This is a genomic window from Flavobacterium luteolum (genome assembly GCF_027111275.1).
GTDB lineage: Bacteria > Bacteroidota > Bacteroidia > Flavobacteriales > Flavobacteriaceae > Flavobacterium > Flavobacterium luteolum.
Genome location: NZ_CP114286.1, coordinates 3,947,024 through 3,968,975, shown reverse-complemented (window position 1 = coordinate 3,968,975; position 21,952 = coordinate 3,947,024). Strand labels below are relative to the sequence as shown.

Genomic DNA, 21,952 nt, shown 5'->3' with positions numbered 1-21,952 from the left:
TCAGCATGAAAAAATACATTTTCATACTAACTATCTTTTTCTCTGTGTTTAGTGTCATGAAGGCGCAAGAAAAAGGAATGGCTTTCATAAAAGAGGGATCTTATATCCCTCTTTATGGAACTGTTTCTCAAAAACCTGTTACGGTAAAATCTTTCTATATTGACATTTATCCTGTAACAAATAGTGAGTTTTTAGAATTTATCAAAAGAAATCCTTCTTATCAAAAATCAAAAATTAAAGGAATTTTTGCCGATAAAAGTTATTTGTCTTACTGGACAAACGATTTTGATTTTGGAAATGCAAAACCAAAATCGCCCGTAACAAGTGTTTCTTGGTTTGCTGCAAAAAAATACTGCGAATGTCAAGGAAAACGTTTGGCAACAATGGACGAATGGGAATATGTGGCAATGGCAGACACAAAAAAAATAGATGCTAGAACCAAAAAAGAATTCAACGAATACATTTTGTCTTGGTACGAGAAATCAAGAACTTATGAAAACGAGATAGGAAAAACGTTCAAAAACTATTGGGGAGTGTATGACATGCATGGTTTAGTTTGGGAATGGACATCTGATTTCAATAGTATTTTTTTATCAGGAGAATCTAGAAAAGACAAAAGCACTGACAAAAATCTTTTCTGCGGAAGCGGATCAGTTAATGCTTCCGATTTAATGGATTATGCCGCTTTTATGCGCTATGCATTCCGAGGAAGCTTGAAAGCGCAATATTCAACACGAAATCTTGGGTTTAGATGCGCCAGTTCAACAAAACCGAAAATCTAATTTAAATTAGTTTACAATGAAAAAAATAGCAATTGCTTTTCTTCTTCTATTCTCATTTTACAGCTGTAAAGAAGCAGATAATAAAGAAACTAAAGCAGAAACAAATAAAGAAATCAGCGATTTATCAATTTATAATCTGCCATCAAAATGGACAACGCAAAATGGAAAAGACATTGAATTAAAATCGCTCAGAGGGAATGTTCTCGTAATGGTAATGATTTACACAAGCTGTAAAGCGGCATGCCCTAGATTAGTGGCCGATATGCGCGATATTGAATCAAAACTGGAGAAAAAGACAAAACAGCATGTAAAATTAATATTGGTCAGTATAGATCCGAAAACAGATACTCCCGAAAGATTAAAATCGTTTGCAATTGAAAATAAAATGAATCAAGACCCCTGGATTTTCCTTCGTTCATCTGAAGAAAACACGAGAGAGTTTGCGGCAGTTTTGGCTGTCAATTATAAAAAAATCTCTCCAATAGATTTTTCGCACTCTAATATTATTAGCGTTTTTAATCCAGAAGGAGAATTGGTATTTCAGCAAGAAGGTTTAGGAGTTAATAATGAAAAAACAATTGAAACCATAAATCAGGAAGCAGCAAAAATATAGATATTTAAATAGGTTAATTAGTAAGGAAACAAGAGCAGATTTAGAAATAAAGTTGACTCTTGTTTTTTATTTATCTAAAAAGCTAAGTTAAGCTTCGGAGAAGCGAAATATTTATAGAAAAATCTAAATCACCCACATAGAAAGCTCCAGCGGAGCGAAATATTTATCAGGTTAACAAATTACAATCCTAATATGATTCTATAAATATGTCGCTCCGCTGGGGCCTCTTTCATCTTTGTCAAAACGTTTTCTATAAATATTTCGCTTCTTCGAAGCTTTATAATGTGTCATCCCTCTATTATAAATATGCCGTTTCACCGAAACTTATTTATTGAAATTATTGGAACGAAAATTTACTAGTGATGCCATTATTAAAACCAATCCCAAAACCAAAAGAATACTCAATATCAAAATACTTTGAAAATATCCTGAAATTGTTCCTTCTCCAAAAAAGAAAAACCATCCTTGCAGAAACAATAAAACTTCGGTTGCAATATATCCTAAAATAAAACACTTCACTCCTATTTTCAATATTGAAGAATCAGCAGAAAGCATTTTATTCTGCAATAAAATTCCAAACAAAAATCCCGTTATGATTCCTAAAGTGGTTAAATGAATAAATCCGATTACAAAATTTCTGATTTGATGTGAAACTTCTGCCAGATTAGGAAAAAGAGTCAGCAATTGAATTCCTACTTTCAAAAACAAAGAACATAATGCCAAACCATAAACTATTTTAGTCGATTTATCTAAAGTGCTTTTAAAATGACTAATTTCAGGCTGCAACATTTTATAGAAATAAACAAAAGCGCCAAGTTGAATTAAAACTCCTAAAGCATTGACATAACTAAAAATGTCATTTTCTATAAACCATCTCACAGGAAAAGCGACTGTTAACAGTGTAGAAATAATAATCAAAAAGTAAAGCTTCTTAAACTTTACCTCATCAATTTTATTTTGAAATTGTTTTAAAAACAAAGCTAAAATTGCCAATATAAACCAACCATTAAATTGAAAATGAAGAAAAAACTGAATCGCGATCTGATAAAAATCGCTTTGTTTTCCTAACGTGCTCACGGCCGGACCAAGACACCAAACTCCAAAAGTCGATAAAACCATAAATAAAATAGAAATCGACAAAAGTCTTTGCGATGGAGATTTATCTCTTAAACAATCTTTCCAAACCAAACGGCAAAAAAAATAGCTCAGCAAAATATGCATGGTTGAAAATACAATCGAAAACAAAGCATATCCTTGAATTGGAAAAGCAATCATCATTCCGATAACTGAAAATTCTGTCAGCCAAAAAAGACGGTTATAAATTGGTTTCTGGCTTTTTTCTTTTGGAATAAAAAAATGAACTACCAAAACATAAACGATCATATAAACCCAGCCTAACATGGCAACATGCGAATGCGCATGAAGCAAAAAACTATAGTTCAAAAAATCTAAAGGAAACAGATACATAAACCGCATTAATAATCCAAAAACACAGGCCATCAGAAAATTAAAAAAACAGCAAAGTATCCAAGCTTTTTGAGAATTCATATTGCAACTTTTAAACCTATAAAATTATTAAACCATATAAGTAATATAAGAAATTATAAGTCTGTTTTTAATAAACTTATATTACTTATATGGTTAAAAAAAACACCGATAATTATCATTTTAGAGGATTATTACCGATGTTTTCTAACTATTAAAATTAACCTTTATTCTACTTCAACAAAGTCTTTTTCTAAAATCACAGCTTTTGGAAATAAAATATTGTTTTCCAAATGAATGTGTTTATGCAAATCAGCTTCAAACTCTTTCAGCATGGCAAAAGTCACTTTGTAAGTCGTACAAGCATCTGCTGGCGGAGTATAATTATCGGTCAACGCAGCGATTTCTCTAAAACGTTCGCCTTCATTATCGTGTTCGTGCATCATGATCGCAATCGGATTGGAAACGGTTACAAAAGATGGCTGATGTAAAACTCCGTCTGTATCTTTTGTTTTCACCATTCTTTTTACAAATGGAAATAAAATCAATTCTTCTTTTTTCATGTGCTGAGATAATTCTCCTGCACAACCAATAAACAACTCATTGATTTTGAATAACTCAGGATGATTTGCTCCATGAACTTTGCATAATTTATCTAAAAACGGCAGTAAAACATTCGTTTTTTCTTCCACATAGCGGTGATGTGTTTTCTCAATATAATCTGCCAATAAATCTAATGGCCATGAATTGAAATCAATGCTTCCGCTATTTTCTGATTTTAAAACTTCCGAAACACTTTCTAATAAAGCATCTGCATCAATATTTTGTTTTTCACATACTTCAGTAACTGTTCGGTTTCCTTTGCAGCAAAAATCTATTCTATATTTTGAAAAAACTGCAGCGGTTCTAAAATCCTCAGCCACAAATGATCCTATTGTTTTGTTTTTTAAATTTTCCATGATAATCTATTTGTTTTTGTGTGTTTTTATTTTTTGTTTTTTAATGTCAGTTCAAATACAAACCAGGCCATTGTTATAAACCCGATTCCGAAAATTGAATCTCCAATAGCGCGAAGCCATTTTAAAGTAATCATTGTTGGCTGTTGCATTAATTCTGATGAACGAGCATACCACATTCCGTGATTAATACTTTCCACAGCCTGCCAAACTCCAATTGGAAGAAGACTTAAGATTGCCATTAGGAATAAACCAATATTTAAAGACCAGAAAGTAATTTTAAGCAATTTGGTATTCCAAGTCACATTTCGGTATAAGCTTCTCAATACAAATAATACCAAACCAATTCCTAGCATTCCGTAAACTCCAAATAAAGCGGTATGTCCGTGTAATGGTGTTGTATTTAATCCCTGAACATAATACAAGGCAATTGGCGGATTAATAATGAATCCGAAAATTCCGGCTCCAAGGAAATTCCAAAATGCCACCGAAATCATAAAGTAAATCGGCCATTTGTAATCTGCAATCCATTGTGTTGATTTTGAAATTTTATAGTTTTGATACGCTTCAAAACCTATTAAAGTCAGCGGAACCACTTCTAAAGCGCTAAATGTTGCTCCTAAAGCCATAATTGCCGTTGGCGTTCCTGAGAAATACAAGTGATGGAATGTTCCTAAAATACCTCCAGACATGAAAATAATGGTTGCAAAAAGCACATTTAAAGTGGCCGTTTTAGTTTTTAATAATCCCAAACGAACAAACAGAAAGGCAATTACAACTGTTGCAAATACTTCAAAGAAACCTTCAACCCAAAGGTGAACAACCCACCATCTCCAATATTCAGCAATAGCTAAATTAGTTTGTCTTCCCCACATTAATCCAGCTCCATAAAACATGGCAATTGCAGTACAAGAAACCAGAAACAAAATGATTAGGTTTTTCTCTTCTGTTTTTTTCTTTAAAACTGGAAGCAACGGACGAATCATTAAAGCCAGCCATAAAAACAGTCCAACTAAAAGAAAAATCTGCCAGAAACGTCCTAAATCAACATATTCGTAACCTTGATGTCCAAACCAGAAATTTTGAACTAAATTTAATTTCTGCATTACTCCAAACCATTGTCCAACCATAGAACCTAAAACAATAATCAACAGTGCAACAAACAAGAAATTGACACCAAAACATTGAAATTTAGGATCTTTACCCGAAACTGCTGGAGCGATATACAATCCTGTTGCCAGCCAAGCCGTAGCAATCCAGAAAATCGCCAATTGTGTATGCCATGTACGCGTTACAGCATAAGGAAGAATTTTATCAATCGGGATTCCATATAGACCATTTCCTTCTACTCCATAATGCGCTGTTATGATTCCGAAAACCATCTGCAGAACCATCAGCAGACTTACAATCCAGAAATATTTGGTTACCAAACCCATCGATTTGGTTTTCCCCTGCTTGATCAGCGGATCTTCTTTTGGAAGCGGAAATTCTTCTTCTTCACCCGATTTTGCATGATAGAAAACCAAGATTCCGACACTCAAAATCAGTAAAATTATACTTACTCCAGACCAAGCTAAAAGTTCGGTTGTGGCGGTATTTCCAACCAATTCATCTGACGGCCAGTTGTGTGTATACGAAATATCTCCATTAGGACGATTGGTGACTGTTGCCCATGTTGCCCAGAAGAAAAAGGCATTCATTTTATGCATTCTCTCTACATCTTTAATCGAGTTTTTCGGAATCGCATATTCTTCTCTCAACTTATCAAATTGAGGATCATTCGTAAAAAGACCTTTATAATATTCGCTTAAATACTCAATTGCGGCCAAACGATTTTCAGAAATGGTGAGCACTCCTGTCTCAGCATCGTATCGATTGGTTCTTAAGTCTTTCTGCAAACGAACCTTAAGAGCCGATTGTTTTTCGGCGTCTAATTCATTATATTTTTTATCGAAATCTTTCTTAGCATAAATATCCAATATAAAAACGGCTTCTCTGTGCAACCAATCCGCGGTCCAGTCTGGGGCCACATAAGCTCCGTGCCCCCAGATAGATCCCACTTCCTGGCCACCTATACTTTGCCAGATATTTTGCCCGTCTTTAATTTCGCTTTCACTAAAAACGGCTTTACCTGAATCGGTTACAATTTCTTTTGGGACTGGTGGTGCCTGCTGATAAATCTCATAACCATAATAACCCAGCACTGCAAATGATATACTCATTACCAATGCAAAAACCAGCCATAATTTTTTTTCTCTTTTCATTCTTTTCTTATTCAATAAAAGACAATTTTATCTTTTATTAGTTTTTAAAAAAACTCCAAAGCTGTTAAAGCATTTGGAGCTTTGAATATTTACTCTACAATTAATACACCTTTCATCATGGCTACGTGACCAGGGAAAGAGCAAATAAATGGATATGATCCTTTTTTATCAATTGTAAACTCGATTGTATCTTCTTCTCCACCACCAATTAATTTAGTGTGCGCAATGATTGAAGCTTTTTCAGATTCTGGGATATAATCAGTTGCTTTGGCATCATTCGCTTTTAAAGCAAAAGCTGCTTGGTCTGTTCCTTCTTGTAAAATAACTAAATTATGTCCCATTGCTTCTTTCGGGATTTTACCAACGTGTTTCAAAGTTAATTTGATTGGTTTTCCGGCAACAGCTTTCAATTCATTTACATTAAATTGCATTTGGTCATTTCCTTCAATAACTAAAACATTTTCCTCTGTGGCTGCAGCTACTGGAGCTTGTTCGCCTTCGGTAGACGTTTCGGTTGTTTCTGTCGGTTCAGCTGGAGTTGTTTCTTTTTTACCACAAGAAGTAACTGCTAAAAATCCCATTAGGATTAGTACTGAAATTTTGGTTTTTGTATTCATTTTTAAAATATTTAATAATATTAATTGTTCGCATTTGTCGCTTTAAGAAAGAAATCTCCCGATTTTACATCAGAAGCTAGCTGTTCCAGAGTTGTGTTTTTAAGCATTTCTAACAGCAGCCCTCTTATTTTCTTGAACTCATGATGAACGGGACAAGGATGTTCTTCCGAGCATTCTTTCAATCCTATTCCACAACCGCTGTATATTTTATTTCCGTCAATAGCATCTACAATCTGAATTAACTTTATTTTTTTCGATGCTTCTGGCGAAACTTCAAATCCGCCCCCAACTCCTTTTGTTGAATGAATTATGCCGCTTTTGGTTAAAACCTGCATAATCTTGGCTGTAAATGGTTCTGGCGAATCAATTTCTTTAGCAACATCTTTTATTCCAACCCTAATCCCTTTAGAAGATTTGGTTGCAATAAATATTGAAGCTCTTATTCCGTACTCACACGCTTTTGAAAACATACATCCCTAATTAATTCCACACAAAGATATACAGGTTTTAAATAAAAGACAAATTTATCTTTAATTATTTTTCTAAAGATCAGATCTTATTTATAATGAAACTAATTAGTATCAATAATTACACATATTCATCATTCAATTCTGATAAAAACCAATTTTAATTTTAACTTTGAGAGTATTAAATTTTAAATATTTAACAAATGCCTTTAAGCAATTCAAAAGATTTAAAACTGGCAGTCCTTATTGATGCAGACAATGTGCCATATAGCAATGTAAAAGGCATGATGGAAGAAATTGCAAAACTTGGAACGCCAACTACGAAAAGGATTTATGCCGACTGGACAAAACCAAATGCAAATGGATGGAAAGGCGTTTTACTGGAACATGCCATTACCCCTATTCAACAATATAGTTATACCGTTGGGAAAAATTCATCAGATTCTGCTCTAATTATTGATGCAATGGATTTACTTTATTCCGGAAAATTAGATGGTTTTTGCATTGTTTCCAGTGACAGCGATTTTACAAGGCTTGCTGTGAGACTTCGTGAATCGGGTATGAAAGTAATTGGTATTGGAGAAAAGAAAACGCCAAACTCGTTTATTGTGGCCTGCGACCGATTTATTTATATTGAGGTTTTGGATGGAGCTATTCAAAAGAAAAAACCTAAAACAACCGCCACTGATACCAAAAAGCCAATTGAAAAACCTGCCGAAAAAGCACTTCATAAAATTGATAAACAAACTATTGAACTTATTGAGGCTACAATCGAAGATATTGAAGATGACGATGGTTGGGCATTTTTGGGTGATGTCGGAAATCTGATCGTGAAGAAAAAACCCGAATTTGACCCTCGAAACTATGGTTTCTCTAAATTGACACCAATGCTTAAATCATTAACTGATATTCTGGAAATCGACGAAAGAGAGTCAGACAAAAAAGGAATCAAGCACGTTTATGTACGTTTAAGATTCAATTAAACTTTTAATATTTATACACTGAAACTAAATGAGAATACCTCTTTTACTTCTGCTTTTTTGTTTTACTTTTTATAAAGCAGATGCACAGAATTACTCGGAAACAATAAAAAAAGCCAATTCTTTATATCAGTCTAAAGACTACAATAAATCTTTAGCATTATACGAAGAAGCTTTTAAAATAAATACAGATGAATATGTAGATATTTACAATGCTGCATGTACCGCTGCTTTGGCAAATATTCCAAGTAAAGCATTTAAATATTTAAATGAAGCAATAGATGGAGGCTGGACAAATGTCGATCATTTAAAAAAAGATACGGATTTAGAAAGTTTACATAATAATAAAAACTGGACCGAATTATTCAACAAAATACAATTAAAAATAGATTTAAAAAATCTAGTTCCTTATAGAATTAAAGACAAATGGGGGTACTCAAATAGTAAAGGGAAATTATTTATACCCGCGAAATATGATTCTGTAAACTTTTTCAATGAAGACAATTTTTTCAATAAGTATGTAGCAATCAATATCATTAATAAAAAATATTGCTTAATAAGTAATGATGACAAAGTAATTATCCCTGCTCAATATGAAAAATTAGAATTGATACACAAGGGCTTGTTAATTGCTAAAAACAAAACCAAATATGGTATTATAAACAGCAAAAACAAAATTGTAGTTCCTATGATTTATGATAGCATTGCTGAAAATTATGAATACAGTAAAAATTCTTCTAAAGAATATTATTACTTATCAAAAATTGGAAAAGATTACTTTATTATTGATGCTCAGTTTAGTGTCAAAAAAATAAATAAAACAGATTACGATTCAAAAAATCACGAATACGTGATGGGTTATTTTCCAGATGATCTCAAAAAATTAGAAAACGAAAAATGGGACTATATAAAACAGAACAAACGACAAATAATAGAAAACAATAAAACGGAGATAGATTCCTTTTCGACTAAACCTTATGAAATTTGGGGAGCATTTTCTAATTTGGTTAAAATTTATAAAAATGGCAAATCTGGATTCGTTGAAATTGATGAATTGCTGAAATATAAAATAGAAAAATTGATCGTACCTCAATACGATACTATAATTGATATTCGTTTTGATGAGCCGGCTATGATTCCAAGGTTCTTTTTAGCAAAAAATGGCAATAAAATTACTGTTGTTGATTTTAATAATAATGTCCTTTTACCACCAATTTATGAAGATTACAGCAAATTAGGATATCGTAATATTTTCATTAAAGACAAAGGAAAGTATGGTTATTTTGATTTAGAAACAGGAACCGAAATCAAACCGAAATATGATTTTTTAAAATATTCTTATGACGATTTGCTGAAAGTCAAATTAAAAGGAAAATGGGGCTATATAAACACTACTGGTTTTGAATATTTTAAAGATTAGATTTGATTTCTTTTTTATAGACAAACCTCAAAGTTAAAAACTTAATTAACTCTCTGTTTGAAAAAAAACTAAAAAAATCACATATTACAAAGATACATCATGAGAAAAAAATTTTTTATTTACGGATTCTTATTGTTTCTAATTGTTGCTGCAATTTATTACTATACTGGACGAGGTTATTTGCTCGTATTTATTATCCCAATCTTACTAATTGTAGGAGTTTATAATGCATCTCAAGAAAAACATGCTATTTTAAGGAACTTTCCTGTTCTAGGTTATTTCAGATATTTATTTGAAATGATTGCACCTGAGATTCAGCAATATTTTATTGAAAGATCTACAGACGGAAAACCTTTTTCTAGAAACCAGCGCTCCTTAGTTTATCAAAGAGCTAAAAACATTGATTCTAGTACACCTTTCGGAACACAATTAAACTTAAATACTGAAAACTACGAAGGAATCAAACATTCTATTTTTCCAGCAAAAGTAAACGAAGAATTACCTCGTGTATTAGTTGGGGGAAAAGATTGTAAACAGCCTTATTCTGCTTCTTTGTTTAACGTTTCGGCAATGAGTTTCGGTTCGCTGAGCGAACATGCAGTTCGCGCCATTAATATTGGAGCAAAAAAGGGGAATTTCTATCAAAACACAGGAGAGGGTGGACTAACTGAATTTCACCTTGCAGGAGGCGGTGATATTACCTGGCAGATTGGTACAGGATATTTTGGCTGTCGTGATGCAGAAGGAAATTTTAGTCCTGAAAATTTTTCTGAAAAAGCAAATCTTCCAAATGTAAAAATGATCGAGATTAAAATTTCTCAAGGTGCAAAACCAGGTCATGGAGGTGTATTGCCTGCGGCTAAAAACACAGAACAGATTGCTAAAATTAGAGGCGTTGTGCCACATACTATGATTCTTTCTCCTCCAGGCCATCATGCTTTTTCTGATGCCAATGGATTAATTCAATTTATTAAACAATTACGCGAGCTATCTAACGGAAAACCAATCGGATTTAAATTATGTATTGGTAATACTGAGGAGTTTGAAGCAATCTGCCAAGAAATGATCAACGAAGATACCTATCCCGATTTTATCACTGTCGATGGTGCAGAAGGCGGAACTGGAGCTGCTCCTCTTGAATTTGCAGACGGCGTAGGAATGCCTTTTGAACCTGCTTTGATTTTTGTAAATAAAACTTTGGTACGTTTAGGTATTCGCGATAAAATGCGCATTATTGGAAGCGGTAAAATCATTTCTGGCTATTCTATTTTACACGCCATTGCTTTAGGTGCAGATATGTGTAACAGTGCAAGAGGATTTATGTTTTCTTTAGGCTGTATTCAAGCCTTACGCTGTCATAATAATGAATGCCCAACCGGAGTGGCAACGCAAAACAAAATGCTGATGAAAGGTTTGGTTGTTACAGATAAATCTGAAAGAGTATATCATTTTCATAAAAACACGCTTCATGCGGCAAATGAACTTTTGGCTGCAGCCGGAAAAACCTCATTTGCAGATGTTGATATCAACATATTTATGCGTGGAGATGAGTTTACCAATTTATCGGAACTCTATTTCCCAGACAATTTGAAAAACGTTACTCAATTCTCATAAACAGAAAAGCCTCTTCAAAATTGAAGAGGCTTTTTCTAAAAATCTATTTTAATTACAATTTTGCTGTTTCTTTACCTGCGCTTGTATTTCCTTCTAAAGCGGCTAATTCTTCTTGATCTACCAATTCTTGAGCCAAAATAGCATTATTATAAGCTAAGAAATACACATCAAACTTTACACCTTCTGCAATGAGAGAAGATGAAATCTGATCGTTTTTAATCATCTCTTTTAATAAGCCTGGAAAAGATTCTTTGTAGGCTAATTTATTTGCATCGTTTTCCTCTAAATTCGTTTCAATTCTGATTTCAATTTTATTGTCGTCTAGAAAAGCTTTTGCTGTTGTACTAGTAATACCGCTTCCTTTTATAGAAGATGAATTATTGTAATTACTTACATGTTCCTGAATTTTCTGTTTGGTGTTTTTACAGCTAATTAAAAATAATGCAAAAGCTAGCGCAAATGCGATTTGGGTAATTTTTTTCATAAATTTTTGGTTTAATAGTTATTTTTTAACTCAAACATAATTAATTTATAACATAAAACCAATATACTTTTACAAAAAAACACCTGTAATTCTTTGAATTCAAACTGATTATATTCGTGAAAAGGAAATATTTGTAAGAATAAAAACATTTCCTTTCCACTTAATTTTTAACTGTAAATACAAAAAAGTCTCTTTAAATAAACTTTAAAGAGACTTTTAATATGTAAGAATCAAAATGATCCGTTTTCTGTAAAATGTGATTTATTATTTCAAAATATATTTAAGAGATTCCCCTGTAATCACCTCTTTATCTAAAACAGTATTATCATTTGCCAAAAAGTAAACATCAAATTGCACCCCCTCTTCTATTAATTGTCTTGGAATCTGATCTTTTTCAATCATCGATCTTATCAACTTGACAAATGATATAGAAGAAGCTAATTTATTGCCTTCATTTTGGTCTAAGCCAGTTTCAAATCTCAATTCAATTTTATTATCATTAATGTAACCTCTTGCTGTAGTAAGCGTTACATTTTCGGCTCTAAAACTTGGAGCAATGTTTTTGTTGTACGTAACAACATACTCTTGAAGTTTCTGTTTGGTATTTTTACAACTTGCAAGCATCAATACCATCATTATTGCAAAGGCAATCTGGCTTATTTTCTTTAGCATAATCTTCTATTTTAGTTTTTGAAGTCTTAATAATGCATCAAGATAGTAATAATCTGCGTAATTTATAGAACAATCTATCTCACTGTTTGCTGGTTTATGCCCTGTTGAATGTAATAAAAATGCCGAATTGACATCATGACTCTGATAATTATCTGAAAGCGAAACGATCATCTTTTTAGCTTTTGTCAAATATTCATCTTTTAAATTCTTATCTTTTGTATACGAACTTAATTCTAAAAGTGCAGACGAAACAATCGCTGCCGCCGAAGCATCTCGAGGTTCGTTAGGAATATTTGGCGCATTAAAATCCCAATACGGAACCAAATCTTCGGTAGTTAATTTATCCAAATAAACACGTGCTAATTTATGGGCAAAATCTAAAAACTTAACGTCTTTTGTTTCTCTGTAAGTCATTGTAAAACCGTAAATCGCCCAAGCCTGACCACGCGCCCACATACTATCATCACTGTATCCTTGCGCTGTTCTTCCTTTTATCTTTTTTCCAGTTTCGTAATCGTAAATTATAACATGATACGAAGTATTATCTGACCTAAAATGATTGGCCAATGTGGTTTCGGCATGTTTAACCGCTATATCGTATAAACTTTTACTTCCGCCATTTTTTGAAGCCCAAAACAAAAGCTCCAAATTCATCATATTATCTATAATAGTATTGTGTCCGCCCATTTTATTATGAGGCCAAGATTGGATTGTTCCCACTTTCGGATTAAAAAGTGTTGCCAACGTATCGGCTGTTTTTAAAATAATTTGTTTGTACTCTGGATTCTTAGTCAATCTATATCCATTTCCAAAACTATTAAAAATCTGAAAACCTAAATCGTGATCCGCAGCTTTGCTTACTGATAGAGGCGTTAAAAAGCGACTGAATTTATCAGCTTCTTTCTCCCATTTTTTATCTTTTGTAGCTTCATATAAAAACCACAATTCTCCAGGCCAAAATCCGCTTGTCCAGTCTTTATAACCGACAAATTTCCATTCTTTACTTCCGTTTGGCACTGTTCTCGGAGAAGTACCGTCGCTTGGAATTACTTTTAAAGTTTTAGAAGCTTGTTCTGCGCAATAATCTAACTGTTTTTTAATATTAAACGTTTTGTCTTTTTGACAATAACCCTGATTTCCTAAAATAAAGAAAACGGCAAGCAAGGCAATTTTTTTTGCATTCATGTGGTTGATAGTTTGTTTAATCGATAAATTTATGAAATAAAGTGAACCCTTTAAGTTTTTGTACTTTTTGTTACCTAAAAGTGGATTATTGATGTACCATTTTATTAACCTTTATTCATGTTCTATACCTCTTTCCTCTTTGTCAAAGTTTAAGACTAAGGTTATAAGGTATTTTAATAAAAAATAAATGATAAAGTTGCTTTTTACGCATTTTTGTCATTTCGACGAAGGAGAAATCTCCGTAAGAAGCTCGACAAAGATTGGACTTTCGATGCGGAGTTACTTGTGAAGATTTCTCCTTCGTCGAAATGACAAAAATCGTGGCTATTCTGTGTAAAACTAAAGATTTCTTACACTCTTGTTTTTAAACTTTGACAAAGAAAAATTACAACTGATTACATACATTTGCTTTAACCAAAACCCAATCTCAACTTGAAAAAAACCAGAATCTACTATTTCTTAGCTTTTATAAGCATCATTTTCCTCGGAATCCTTTCAAGAAAAATATCGTTTATTCCATTATGGATAGGTGATTTTCTATATGCTGTGATGATTTATTTTTTGGTTCGAATATTTCTTCCGTTTAAAAATGCTTTCGGAATTGCATTGCTTTCTTTATTGATTTGTTACGGAATTGAATTTCTACAATTGTATCAAGGTGAATGGATGATAGAACTCAGAAAAACACTTTTTGGAAGATACGTTTTAGGACAGGGATTTCTTTGGGAAGATATTCTGGCTTATACTTTTGGAATTCTTGTGGTTTTTATAACTGAGAAATTTACCTTGCATTATCTCAATCAAAAGTCTGCGTAATTTTTTCGATATTTAAACTGTTTGCCATTGCCATAAATATCTGATGATACGTTCCTTTATTATCATATAATTCATCATGCGTTCCTTTTTCTACACATCTTCCCTTTTCTAAAACGATAATATTAGAAGCATCAATAATCTGCGAAATACTGTGCGATACAATAATCACGGTTCTATCTTTTTTGATGGCGTCCAAAGATTTTTTAATTTGCTCTGTTGCAATAGCATCTAAACTTGCTGTGGGTTCATCGAGGAAAATGATTGGCGGATTTTTTAAAAACAATCTAGCAATTGCAATACGTTGCTGCTGGCCGCCTGAAAGCAAATGTGCATCAGAATCATATCCTTTTGGCAGCTGAATTACCTGTTCGTGAATATAGGCTTGTTTTGCCGCTTCTATAACTTCTTCTTTGGAAGCTTCAGGTTTTCCGTACAAAATATTCTCTGCAATTGTGCCTTTAAAAATGTGGTTTTTCTGAAGTACCAAACCAATATTTTTACGCAAAAAATCTGTATTGTATTCCACTAAATCAACTCCATCCAAAAATATCTGACCAGACGAAGGCAAGTAGAATTTATCCAATAGATTAATAATCGTACTTTTTCCAGCTCCGCTTAATCCAACCAAAGCTGTTGTTTCATTTGGTTTTACAGTGAAATTAATATCGTAAAGCGCCTGAGTTCCGTTTGGATATACAAAATCTACATTTTTTACTTCGATCAATCCAACAACTTTTTCCGGGATAAAATCACCGCTCGTTTCCACTTCTTTTTCTGCTTCTAAAATATCAAAGAATCCTTCAGAATAAATCAAAGCGTCATTTACCTCGTCATAAATTCGGTGTAATTGTCTAATTGGCGACGAAACATTATTGAAGAGCATAATATGAAACATAATCGCTCCAATTGTCATTTGATTATTCAAAACAAAATAAGCAGTCAGAATAATGATAATTACCACTCCAATCTGTTCGACAAAGCTTTTAATGCTTTCAAAAATAAAGCTAGTCTTTCTTGTCTGCAGCTGATTTTCGGTCATTTCAAACTGAATCTTTTCATGACGATCGGCTTCTGTAGATTCACGTACAAAGGATTTAATTACCGTTATGGATTCAATTAAACTGATAATTCCGTTGTTCTTAGTTTCACGATAATTGCGCATTCGGCGTCTGAATCCACTCAATTTTGTCGCTTGCAATTGACTGATATAAAAATAAATTGGAATAATACATAAACTTACCAAACCCACATAAACATTGGCATAAAACATAATAACCAAAGCCACAAAAGCGTTGGCAAACAAAGGCAGAATATCAATAAAGAAATTTTGAACCAATCTGGTCAAACTACTAATTCCAGCGTCAATTCTGGTTTGCAATTTTCCGCTTTCATTTTCATCAGAAGTATAAAACTCCATTCGGTAACTTAGAATTTTTTCTACTATAGTTTGCGAAATATCACGCGTAATGAAAATTCGGAGTTTTTCTCCGTAGAATTTCTGCCCAAATTGAACCACAGAATTAACCAATTCTTTAGTTAACAAGACGATACTAATAATTCCGAGTAAATGAAATCCCTTGGATAAAGGTTCGTGGGCAACCATCAAATTGTTTATGGTATCTACAGTATATTTTAAAATTACAGCATTTACCTGCGCCGCAAATGAACCCAAGAAAGTTAACAGTAAAGTTGCAATTACCATTTTTCGATACGGCTTTACAAAAGGCAAGATTTTTTTATAAAGTACTGATAATTGCATTTATTTGAATTTTAGCCAACATATCAAATATAAGAATTCTAAATTTGTGTTGAAAATCATTTAAACACATTATACTTATGAAACTCGTTTTCGCTTCAAATAACAAAAATAAAATCGCCGAAATTCAAAGTATGCTTCCTGAAAGCATCAAAATATTGAGTTTAGAAGATATTAATTGTTTAGAAGATATTCCAGAAACAGCTGACACTATAGAAGGAAATGCTATTCTAAAAGCAGATTATGTAACTCAAAGATATGGTTACGATTGTTTTGCAGATGATACAGGCCTAGAAGTAAATGCGTTAAATGGAGAACCTGGAGTTTATTCTGCGCGATATGCAGGCGAACAAAAAAATGCAGACGACAACATGAACAAGCTTTTAGACGCATTAAAAAATGAAGAAAATCGCAGCGCCCAGTTCAAGACCGTTATCACTTTAAACTTGAATGGAAAGCAATATTTGTTTACCGGAATTGCAAAAGGAGAAATTACGCTAACCAAAACAGGAACAAATGGTTTTGGTTATGATCCTATTTTTAAACCAGAAAATTTTAACGAGACCTTTGCAGAACTGCCTTTGGAAACTAAAAACATTATAGGTCACCGCGGAAAAGCAGTTAAGCAACTCATTGATTTTCTGAGCACCACAAAATAATTGTTTAAAATACAACATTTTATTAGCTAAATTTTAGATTTTGAGACGTGTTTTTTGGCATATTTCTTCATTTAACACGAAAATTTATTTCAACAAAAATGTAACTTTTTGATAATCAATTCTTAACAAATACATAATTCTTAAAATTGCATTAGTTTATCTGAATAATTAGCAGTAATTTTGCACCCTATTTTAAAACACATATGAATAAATTTGAACAATTAGGATTGAATGAATCGTTACTGAAGGCGATTTTAGATCTAGGATTTGAAAATCCGTCAGAGGTACAGGAAAAGGCGATTCCCCTATTATTGGAAAAAGACACGGATATGGTTGCGTTGGCTCAAACAGGGACAGGGAAAACGGCAGCTTTCGGTTTTCCGCTAATTCAAAAAATTGATGCCGACAACAGAAATACACAAGCATTAGTTTTATCGCCAACACGCGAGTTATGTTTACAGATTACTAACGAACTTAAAAACTACTCAAAATACGAAAAAGGTATTAATGTGGTAGCAGTTTACGGAGGAGCTAGTATAACAGAGCAAGCAAGAGAAATAAAGAGAGGGGCACAAATTATTGTGGCAACTCCAGGAAGAATGCAAGACATGATTAACAGAGGTCTAGTAAACATTAAAAATATAGATTACTGTATTTTGGATGAGGCTGACGAAATGTTAAACATGGGATTCTATGATGATATCGTATCTATTTTATCAGATACTCCAGATGAAAAAAGCACATGGTTGTTCTCTGCAACTATGCCACAAGAGGTTGCTAGAATTGCAAAACAATTTATGAGCGATCCTCTAGAAATTACTGTAGGAACTAAAAATTCAGGTTCATCTACAGTTTCTCACGAATTTTATTTAGTTAATGCTCGTGATCGTTACGAAGCTTTAAAACGTTTAGCTGATGCTAATCCAGATATTTTTTCTGTAGTTTTCTGTCGTACAAAAAGAGACACGCAAGCTATTGCAGAGAAATTAATTGAAGATGGATATAGTGCCGCTGCGTTACACGGAGATTTATCTCAAGCGCAACGTGATGGTGTAATGAAATCGTTCCGTGGAAGACAAATTCAGATGCTTGTTGCTACTGACGTTGCTGCACGTGGTATTGACGTTGACAACGTAACTCACGTTGTGAACTACCAATTGCCTGACGAAATCGAAACTTACAACCACCGTTCTGGCCGTACTGGTAGAGCTGGAAAATTAGGAACTTCTATTGTAATTGTTACAAAAAGCGAGTTACGTAAAATTTCTTCTATCGAGAGAATCATTAAACAAAAATTCGAAGAAAAAACTATTCCATCTGGAATCGAAATCTGCGAAATTCAGTTATTACACTTAGCAAACAAAATTAAAGATACTGAGGTTGATCACGAAATTGACAACTATTTACCAGCAATCAACAATGTTCTTGAAGATTTATCTAAAGAAGAATTGATTAAGAAAATGGTTTCAGTAGAATTTAACCGTTTCATCACTTATTACAAGAAAAATAGAGATATTTCTGTAGGTGGAGAAAGACGCGAAAGAGGTGATTCTGAACCAAGAGAATTCAGCAACAACGGAGCTGTTCGTTATTTTGTAAACATCGGTTCTAGAGACAACTTCGATTGGATGTCATTAAAAGATTACTTAAAAGAAACATTAGATTTAGGTCGTGATGATATCTTTAAAGTAGATGTTAAAGAAGGATTCTCTTTCTTCAACACAGATCCACAGCATACAGACAAAGTAATGGACGTTTTAAACAACGTACAATTAGAGGGTCGTCGTATCAATGTTGAGATTTCTAAAAATGATGGTGGCGGAAGACGTGATCACAACAACCGTGGTGGCGGACGTAATTCTGGTGGACCAAGAAGAGAAGGAAACTTTGCTCCTAGACGTGACGGCGGATTCAGAAGCGATAGAAATTCTTCAAGAGACGGTGGATCACGCGAAGGCGGATCTCGTGACGGAGGTTTTAGAGGTGATAGAAACTCAGCTCCTAGAAGAGAAGGTGGTTTCAGAAGCTCTGCTCCAAGAAGCGAAGGAGGTTCAGATAGAGCTCCAAGACGTTCAGAAAACTTCGGCGATAGCTCAAGACCAAGAAGATCTAGAAGAGATTAATCATTTAAGATCTTAAAATATAAATCCCAAATTCCTACTTTTATATGGAATTTGGGATTTTTTCTTATATCTAATAATCTTATCAATGTCTTTGTTAATTTTCTTATAATTAAATTCCAAGACTATGAGATATTTAATCCCGATTTACTACTTTTAGAGCTTTAAATCAGGATATGAAATATTTCGCAGTTTTCTTTTTTACACTTCTCGCTCACATTGGTTTTGCACAAGACACAGAGCAGCCAACAGTTCCTCAAAGAGTTTCAGGTTATGTTATTAACGACGACAGCAAACAACCGCTTGCTGGCGTAAATATCATTAACACCAATAAAGTACGTGGTGCAAAATCTGACGAAAAAGGGTATTTTGAAATTGATGTGCAAGTCAATGACACGCTTCATTTTTCTATTCTAGGATTTCAATCGCTAAGAATCAGGGTCACAAATGACTGGATAAAAAATAAAGTAACTAGAATTCAGCTTACTGAAAAAGCAATTGCTTTGGAAGAAGTTGTTATTGCACCTTTCTCTTTGACTGGATATCTTGAAATTGACTCTAAATTAATTCCAACAAAAGAAAACTACCGTTATAGCATTTCAGGTTTAACACAAGGTTACGAAGCTGGAGAATATGCTCCAAATGCTTTTGGAAAAGTCCTCGGTTCGATCTTTAACCCTGCCGACATGCTTTATAATTTCTTTGGTAAGAACGGAAAAGAACTCAAGAAGCTAAAGGAAATGAAAAAAGACGATACCGTACGAACGCTTTTAGAATCTAAATACGATCGTGAAACGGTTGCAGTATTATTAGGCATCAGCAAGGATGAAATCCCTGAAATTATGCACCGTTGCAATTATTCTGATTCTTTCATTCAATCTGCAAACGATCTTCAGATTATGGATGCAATCAGCGCTTGTTACGAACAGTATAAAGTTTTGAAACGAAATTAAACTCACAACATAAAAAATCAATCCTCATTTTTAAAACTGAGGATTTTTTTTTGTTTTAAATATAACTACTAACTAACAAAACTACAAAAAAAAATGTCTACAATACCTTTTCAGACGATTGATTGGAGTGAAATCGAAAAAACAGAACACACAGGAGAAACCGGAACTGCTTATTGGCAGACCATACAATTAGGAGGTTTACGTGTTCGAAAAGTTGTTTACAGTAAAAATTATCTTGCTGATCACTGGTGCCAAAAAGGACACATCGTGCATTGTTTGAAAGGGAATTTCATCAATGAATTAGATAACGGTGAAAAAATGATATTAACAAAGGGGATGACCTATATCGTTTCTGACGATATGAGTTCTCATCGCTCCGTTACAACTAAAGGTGTCGAATTGCTAATAATAGACGGGGACTTTCTAGTTTAGTCTAGTCTCAGTATACAATCTCAGTATACAGTTTTATAAAACCGAGTACTGAGACTGTGACTGAAAACTAATACTATTTAACTGGTATATTAGAAAGAATTTCCAATACAAATTTCCAGTATTTTTGAGCAGAAGAAATACTTGCTCTTTCGTCTGGAGAATGCGCTCCGTGAATTGTTGGACCAAAAGAAATCATATCCATATCTGGGTAATTTGTTCCTAAAATTCCGCACTCTAAACCAGCGTGACAAGCCACAACTTTTGGCTGTTCTCCATTTTGTTTTTCGTAGATTTCTTTTAGAACTTCTAAAATTTCAGAGTTTACGTTTGGTGTCCAACCTGGATAAGAACCAGAAAGTTCTACTTCGCATCCAACCAATTCAAAAGCAGAACGCAAAGAATTAGCCAAATCAAATTTTGAAGATTCTACAGAAGAACGCGTTAAACATCCAACTAAAATTTCACCGTCTTTAATTACTACACGAGCAATATTATTTGAAGTTTCAACCAAATCGGCCATATCAGCACTCATTTTATAGACTCCATTCTGCGCTGCGTAAATCGCTCTGATGATTCCTTCTTGAACACCAAGTTCCATTACTTTTTCAGGTAAATCGCCTTTTACGATTTCAATTGATAAGTTTGGTTCAGTTGTTTTATATTCTGCTTTGATATCAGAAATGATTTCCTGCATATCATAAACATAAGCCTCATCAAACATTTGAGAAATAATTACCTTAGCAACACTTTCTCTCGGAATTGCATTTCTAAGACTTCCACCATTGATTTCTACAATCTGCAAACCAAAGTTTTCAAATGCATCAAACAATAAACGATTCATGATTTTATTGGCATTTCCTAAACCTTTATGAATATCCATTCCTGAATGCCCTCCGTTTAAGCCTTTTACTGTAATAGTATAACCAACAGAACCTTCTGGAACTTCTTCTTCATGATATGTTCTTGTAGCCGTTACATCAATTCCACCCGCACATCCAATATCAATTTCATCATCCTCTTCTGTATCCAAATTTAATAAAATCTGACCCTGCAAAATTCCGCCTTTTAGATTTAAAGCTCCAGTCATTCCTGTTTCTTCATCAATTGTAAATAAAGCTTCGATTGCAGGATGCGGAATATCTTTGCTTTCTAGAATTGCCATAATAGTCGCCACTCCTAACCCATTATCAGCTCCAAGTGTTGTACCGCGCGCGCGAACCCAGTCACCATCTACATACATATCGATTCCTTGTGTATCAAAATCAAAAACGGTATCTGCATTTTTTTGGTGCACCATATCTAAATGCCCCTGCATTACGATTGGTTTACGGTTTTCCATTCCTGGAGTTGCCGGTTTTCTGATGATTACGTTTCTAATTTCATCTTCGAAAGTTTCTAAACCTAAGCTGTTTCCAAAGTTTTTCATAAACTCAATTACACGCTCTTCTTTCTTCGATGGACGAGGAACAGCATTTAAATCTGCAAATTTGTTCCAAAGTGCTTTTGGTTCCAGATTTCTAATTTCTTGACTCATTATATTTTGTTTGATGTTTAACAATTAAGAGCTTCAAAGTTACAAAGTTTATATTTTTTTTCGCCACAAATTTCACGAATTAGCACTAATTATCCACTTTAAAATCAAATTTCACAAATACTATTCTTTTTTAGTTACAAATA

20 protein-coding genes are annotated in these 21,952 nt (G+C 33.5%); 10 read left to right on the top strand and 10 right to left on the bottom strand.

All coding sequences use genetic code 11. The annotated features are described in order from the left end of the window. Positions 1-5 precede the first annotated feature (5 nt). Together OZP10_RS16995 and OZP10_RS16990 are read left to right on the top strand one after the other, a co-directional pair. Positions 6-782: a formylglycine-generating enzyme family protein gene (locus OZP10_RS16995; protein ID WP_281631941.1), complete on the top strand. Its 777-nt coding sequence runs from the start codon at positions 6-8 to the stop codon at positions 780-782. Positions 783-798: 16 nt separating this feature from the next. Then, positions 799-1,395 carry an SCO family protein gene (locus OZP10_RS16990; RefSeq protein ID WP_281631940.1) on the top strand — a complete coding sequence of 199 codons (597 nt, stop codon included), beginning with the start codon at positions 799-801 and terminating at the stop codon, positions 1,393-1,395. Between the two features lie 324 nt (positions 1,396-1,719). Here the strand turns inward: OZP10_RS16990 and OZP10_RS16985 are convergent, their stop codons facing one another. From OZP10_RS16985 to OZP10_RS16965, 5 genes are all read right to left on the bottom strand, one after another. Then, on the bottom strand, positions 1,720-2,943 hold the full coding sequence (locus tag OZP10_RS16985) for a hypothetical protein (protein WP_281631939.1): 1,224 nt from the start codon (positions 2,941-2,943) through the stop codon (positions 1,720-1,722). A gap of 164 nt (positions 2,944-3,107) precedes the next feature. Beyond that, positions 3,108-3,839, bottom strand: a complete 732-nt coding sequence (ric, locus tag OZP10_RS16980) for an iron-sulfur cluster repair di-iron protein (RefSeq protein ID WP_281631938.1) — start codon at positions 3,837-3,839, stop codon at positions 3,108-3,110. A 26-nt stretch (positions 3,840-3,865) separates the two neighbouring features. Continuing rightward, positions 3,866-6,100: a nitric-oxide reductase large subunit gene (locus OZP10_RS16975; protein WP_281631937.1), complete on the bottom strand. Its 2,235-nt coding sequence runs from the start codon at positions 6,098-6,100 to the stop codon at positions 3,866-3,868. Between the two features lie 89 nt (positions 6,101-6,189). Then, positions 6,190-6,717 carry an azurin gene (gene azu / locus OZP10_RS16970; protein ID WP_281631936.1) on the bottom strand — a complete coding sequence of 176 codons (528 nt, stop codon included), beginning with the start codon at positions 6,715-6,717 and terminating at the stop codon, positions 6,190-6,192. A gap of 20 nt (positions 6,718-6,737) precedes the next feature. Further along, positions 6,738-7,187 carry an RrF2 family transcriptional regulator gene (locus OZP10_RS16965; RefSeq protein ID WP_198857047.1) on the bottom strand — a complete coding sequence of 150 codons (450 nt, stop codon included), beginning with the start codon at positions 7,185-7,187 and terminating at the stop codon, positions 6,738-6,740. 200 nt (positions 7,188-7,387) lie between these two features. Between OZP10_RS16965 and OZP10_RS16960 the strand changes: the two genes are divergently transcribed. From OZP10_RS16960 to OZP10_RS16950, 3 genes are all read left to right on the top strand, one after another. Next, positions 7,388-8,167 carry an NYN domain-containing protein gene (locus tag OZP10_RS16960; RefSeq protein ID WP_281631935.1) on the top strand — a complete coding sequence of 260 codons (780 nt, stop codon included), beginning with the start codon at positions 7,388-7,390 and terminating at the stop codon, positions 8,165-8,167. 28 nt (positions 8,168-8,195) lie between these two features. Further along, a complete protein-coding gene (locus OZP10_RS16955) occupies positions 8,196-9,584 on the top strand; it encodes a WG repeat-containing protein (protein WP_281631934.1) in 1,389 nt (462 codons plus the stop codon). A gap of 99 nt (positions 9,585-9,683) precedes the next feature. Further along, positions 9,684-11,198: an FMN-binding glutamate synthase family protein gene (locus tag OZP10_RS16950; RefSeq protein ID WP_177210246.1), complete on the top strand. Its 1,515-nt coding sequence runs from the start codon at positions 9,684-9,686 to the stop codon at positions 11,196-11,198. Between the two features lie 52 nt (positions 11,199-11,250). Here OZP10_RS16950 and OZP10_RS16945 read toward each other — a convergent pair whose 3' ends face one another. From OZP10_RS16945 to OZP10_RS16935, 3 genes are all read right to left on the bottom strand, one after another. After that, positions 11,251-11,682 carry a hypothetical protein gene (locus tag OZP10_RS16945; protein WP_281631933.1) on the bottom strand — a complete coding sequence of 144 codons (432 nt, stop codon included), beginning with the start codon at positions 11,680-11,682 and terminating at the stop codon, positions 11,251-11,253. Positions 11,683-11,946: 264 nt separating this feature from the next. Beyond that, on the bottom strand, positions 11,947-12,354 hold the full coding sequence (locus OZP10_RS16940; RefSeq protein ID WP_281631932.1) for a hypothetical protein: 408 nt from the start codon (positions 12,352-12,354) through the stop codon (positions 11,947-11,949). 6 nt (positions 12,355-12,360) lie between these two features. Next, positions 12,361-13,539, bottom strand: a complete 1,179-nt coding sequence (locus OZP10_RS16935; protein WP_281631931.1) for a glycoside hydrolase family 88 protein — start codon at positions 13,537-13,539, stop codon at positions 12,361-12,363. Between the two features lie 432 nt (positions 13,540-13,971). Between OZP10_RS16935 and OZP10_RS16930 the strand changes: the two genes are divergently transcribed. Next, entirely contained in the window at positions 13,972-14,355 is a 384-nt protein-coding gene (locus tag OZP10_RS16930; protein ID WP_281631930.1) for a ribosomal maturation YjgA family protein, read from the top strand. Here the strand turns inward: OZP10_RS16930 and OZP10_RS16925 are convergent. Next, on the bottom strand, positions 14,336-16,114 hold the full coding sequence (locus OZP10_RS16925; RefSeq protein ID WP_281631929.1) for an ABC transporter ATP-binding protein: 1,779 nt from the start codon (positions 16,112-16,114) through the stop codon (positions 14,336-14,338). The genes OZP10_RS16930 and OZP10_RS16925 overlap by 20 nt on opposite strands. Before the next feature lie 77 nt (positions 16,115-16,191). Between OZP10_RS16925 and OZP10_RS16920 the strand changes: the two genes are divergently transcribed. The 4 genes from OZP10_RS16920 to OZP10_RS16905 all read left to right on the top strand — a co-directional run bounded on the left by OZP10_RS16920 (position 16,192) and on the right by OZP10_RS16905 (position 20,275). Further along, entirely contained in the window at positions 16,192-16,770 is a 579-nt protein-coding gene (locus OZP10_RS16920; RefSeq protein WP_281631928.1) for a non-canonical purine NTP diphosphatase, read from the top strand. Positions 16,771-16,973: 203 nt separating this feature from the next. Next, entirely contained in the window at positions 16,974-18,893 is a 1,920-nt protein-coding gene (locus tag OZP10_RS16915; RefSeq protein ID WP_281631927.1) for a DEAD/DEAH box helicase, read from the top strand. A 173-nt stretch (positions 18,894-19,066) separates the two neighbouring features. Continuing rightward, positions 19,067-19,843, top strand: coding sequence for a carboxypeptidase-like regulatory domain-containing protein (locus OZP10_RS16910; RefSeq protein ID WP_177210254.1), 777 nt, complete (start codon positions 19,067-19,069; stop codon positions 19,841-19,843). 93 nt (positions 19,844-19,936) lie between these two features. After that, positions 19,937-20,275 (top strand): DHCW motif cupin fold protein, encoded by a 339-nt coding sequence (locus tag OZP10_RS16905; protein ID WP_177210255.1) that lies wholly within the window; start codon positions 19,937-19,939, stop codon positions 20,273-20,275. Positions 20,276-20,348: 73 nt separating this feature from the next. Here OZP10_RS16905 and OZP10_RS16900 read toward each other — a convergent pair whose 3' ends face one another. After that, complete coding sequence (locus OZP10_RS16900; protein ID WP_281631926.1) at positions 20,349-21,809, bottom strand: aminoacyl-histidine dipeptidase; 1,461 nt, start codon at positions 21,807-21,809, stop codon at positions 20,349-20,351. Positions 21,810-21,952: the final 143 nt, after the last annotated feature.

What these genes read in the sequence shown, in the direction of transcription:
- OZP10_RS16995 (WP_281631941.1), top strand. Translation starts at nt 6, where the DNA reads ATGAAAAAATACATTTTCATACTAACTATCTTTTTCTCTGTGTTTAGT.
- OZP10_RS16990 (WP_281631940.1), top strand. Translation starts at nt 799, where the DNA reads ATGAAAAAAATAGCAATTGCTTTTCTTCTTCTATTCTCATTTTACAGC.
- OZP10_RS16985 (WP_281631939.1), bottom strand. Translation starts at nt 2,943, where the DNA reads ATGAATTCTCAAAAAGCTTGGATACTTTGCTGTTTTTTTAATTTTCTG.
- ric (WP_281631938.1), bottom strand. Translation starts at nt 3,839, where the DNA reads ATGGAAAATTTAAAAAACAAAACAATAGGATCATTTGTGGCTGAGGAT.
- OZP10_RS16975 (WP_281631937.1), bottom strand. Translation starts at nt 6,100, where the DNA reads ATGAAAAGAGAAAAAAAATTATGGCTGGTTTTTGCATTGGTAATGAGT.
- azu (WP_281631936.1), bottom strand. Translation starts at nt 6,717, where the DNA reads ATGAATACAAAAACCAAAATTTCAGTACTAATCCTAATGGGATTTTTA.
- OZP10_RS16965 (WP_198857047.1), bottom strand. Translation starts at nt 7,187, where the DNA reads ATGTTTTCAAAAGCGTGTGAGTACGGAATAAGAGCTTCAATATTTATT.
- OZP10_RS16960 (WP_281631935.1), top strand. Translation starts at nt 7,388, where the DNA reads ATGCCTTTAAGCAATTCAAAAGATTTAAAACTGGCAGTCCTTATTGAT.
- OZP10_RS16955 (WP_281631934.1), top strand. Translation starts at nt 8,196, where the DNA reads ATGAGAATACCTCTTTTACTTCTGCTTTTTTGTTTTACTTTTTATAAA.
- OZP10_RS16950 (WP_177210246.1), top strand. Translation starts at nt 9,684, where the DNA reads ATGAGAAAAAAATTTTTTATTTACGGATTCTTATTGTTTCTAATTGTT.
- OZP10_RS16945 (WP_281631933.1), bottom strand. Translation starts at nt 11,682, where the DNA reads ATGAAAAAAATTACCCAAATCGCATTTGCGCTAGCTTTTGCATTATTT.
- OZP10_RS16940 (WP_281631932.1), bottom strand. Translation starts at nt 12,354, where the DNA reads ATGCTAAAGAAAATAAGCCAGATTGCCTTTGCAATAATGATGGTATTG.
- OZP10_RS16935 (WP_281631931.1), bottom strand. Translation starts at nt 13,539, where the DNA reads ATGAATGCAAAAAAAATTGCCTTGCTTGCCGTTTTCTTTATTTTAGGA.
- OZP10_RS16925 (WP_281631929.1), bottom strand. Translation starts at nt 16,114, where the DNA reads ATGCAATTATCAGTACTTTATAAAAAAATCTTGCCTTTTGTAAAGCCG.
- OZP10_RS16920 (WP_281631928.1), top strand. Translation starts at nt 16,192, where the DNA reads ATGAAACTCGTTTTCGCTTCAAATAACAAAAATAAAATCGCCGAAATT.
- OZP10_RS16915 (WP_281631927.1), top strand. Translation starts at nt 16,974, where the DNA reads ATGAATAAATTTGAACAATTAGGATTGAATGAATCGTTACTGAAGGCG.
- OZP10_RS16910 (WP_177210254.1), top strand. Translation starts at nt 19,067, where the DNA reads ATGAAATATTTCGCAGTTTTCTTTTTTACACTTCTCGCTCACATTGGT.
- OZP10_RS16905 (WP_177210255.1), top strand. Translation starts at nt 19,937, where the DNA reads ATGTCTACAATACCTTTTCAGACGATTGATTGGAGTGAAATCGAAAAA.
- OZP10_RS16900 (WP_281631926.1), bottom strand. Translation starts at nt 21,809, where the DNA reads ATGAGTCAAGAAATTAGAAATCTGGAACCAAAAGCACTTTGGAACAAA.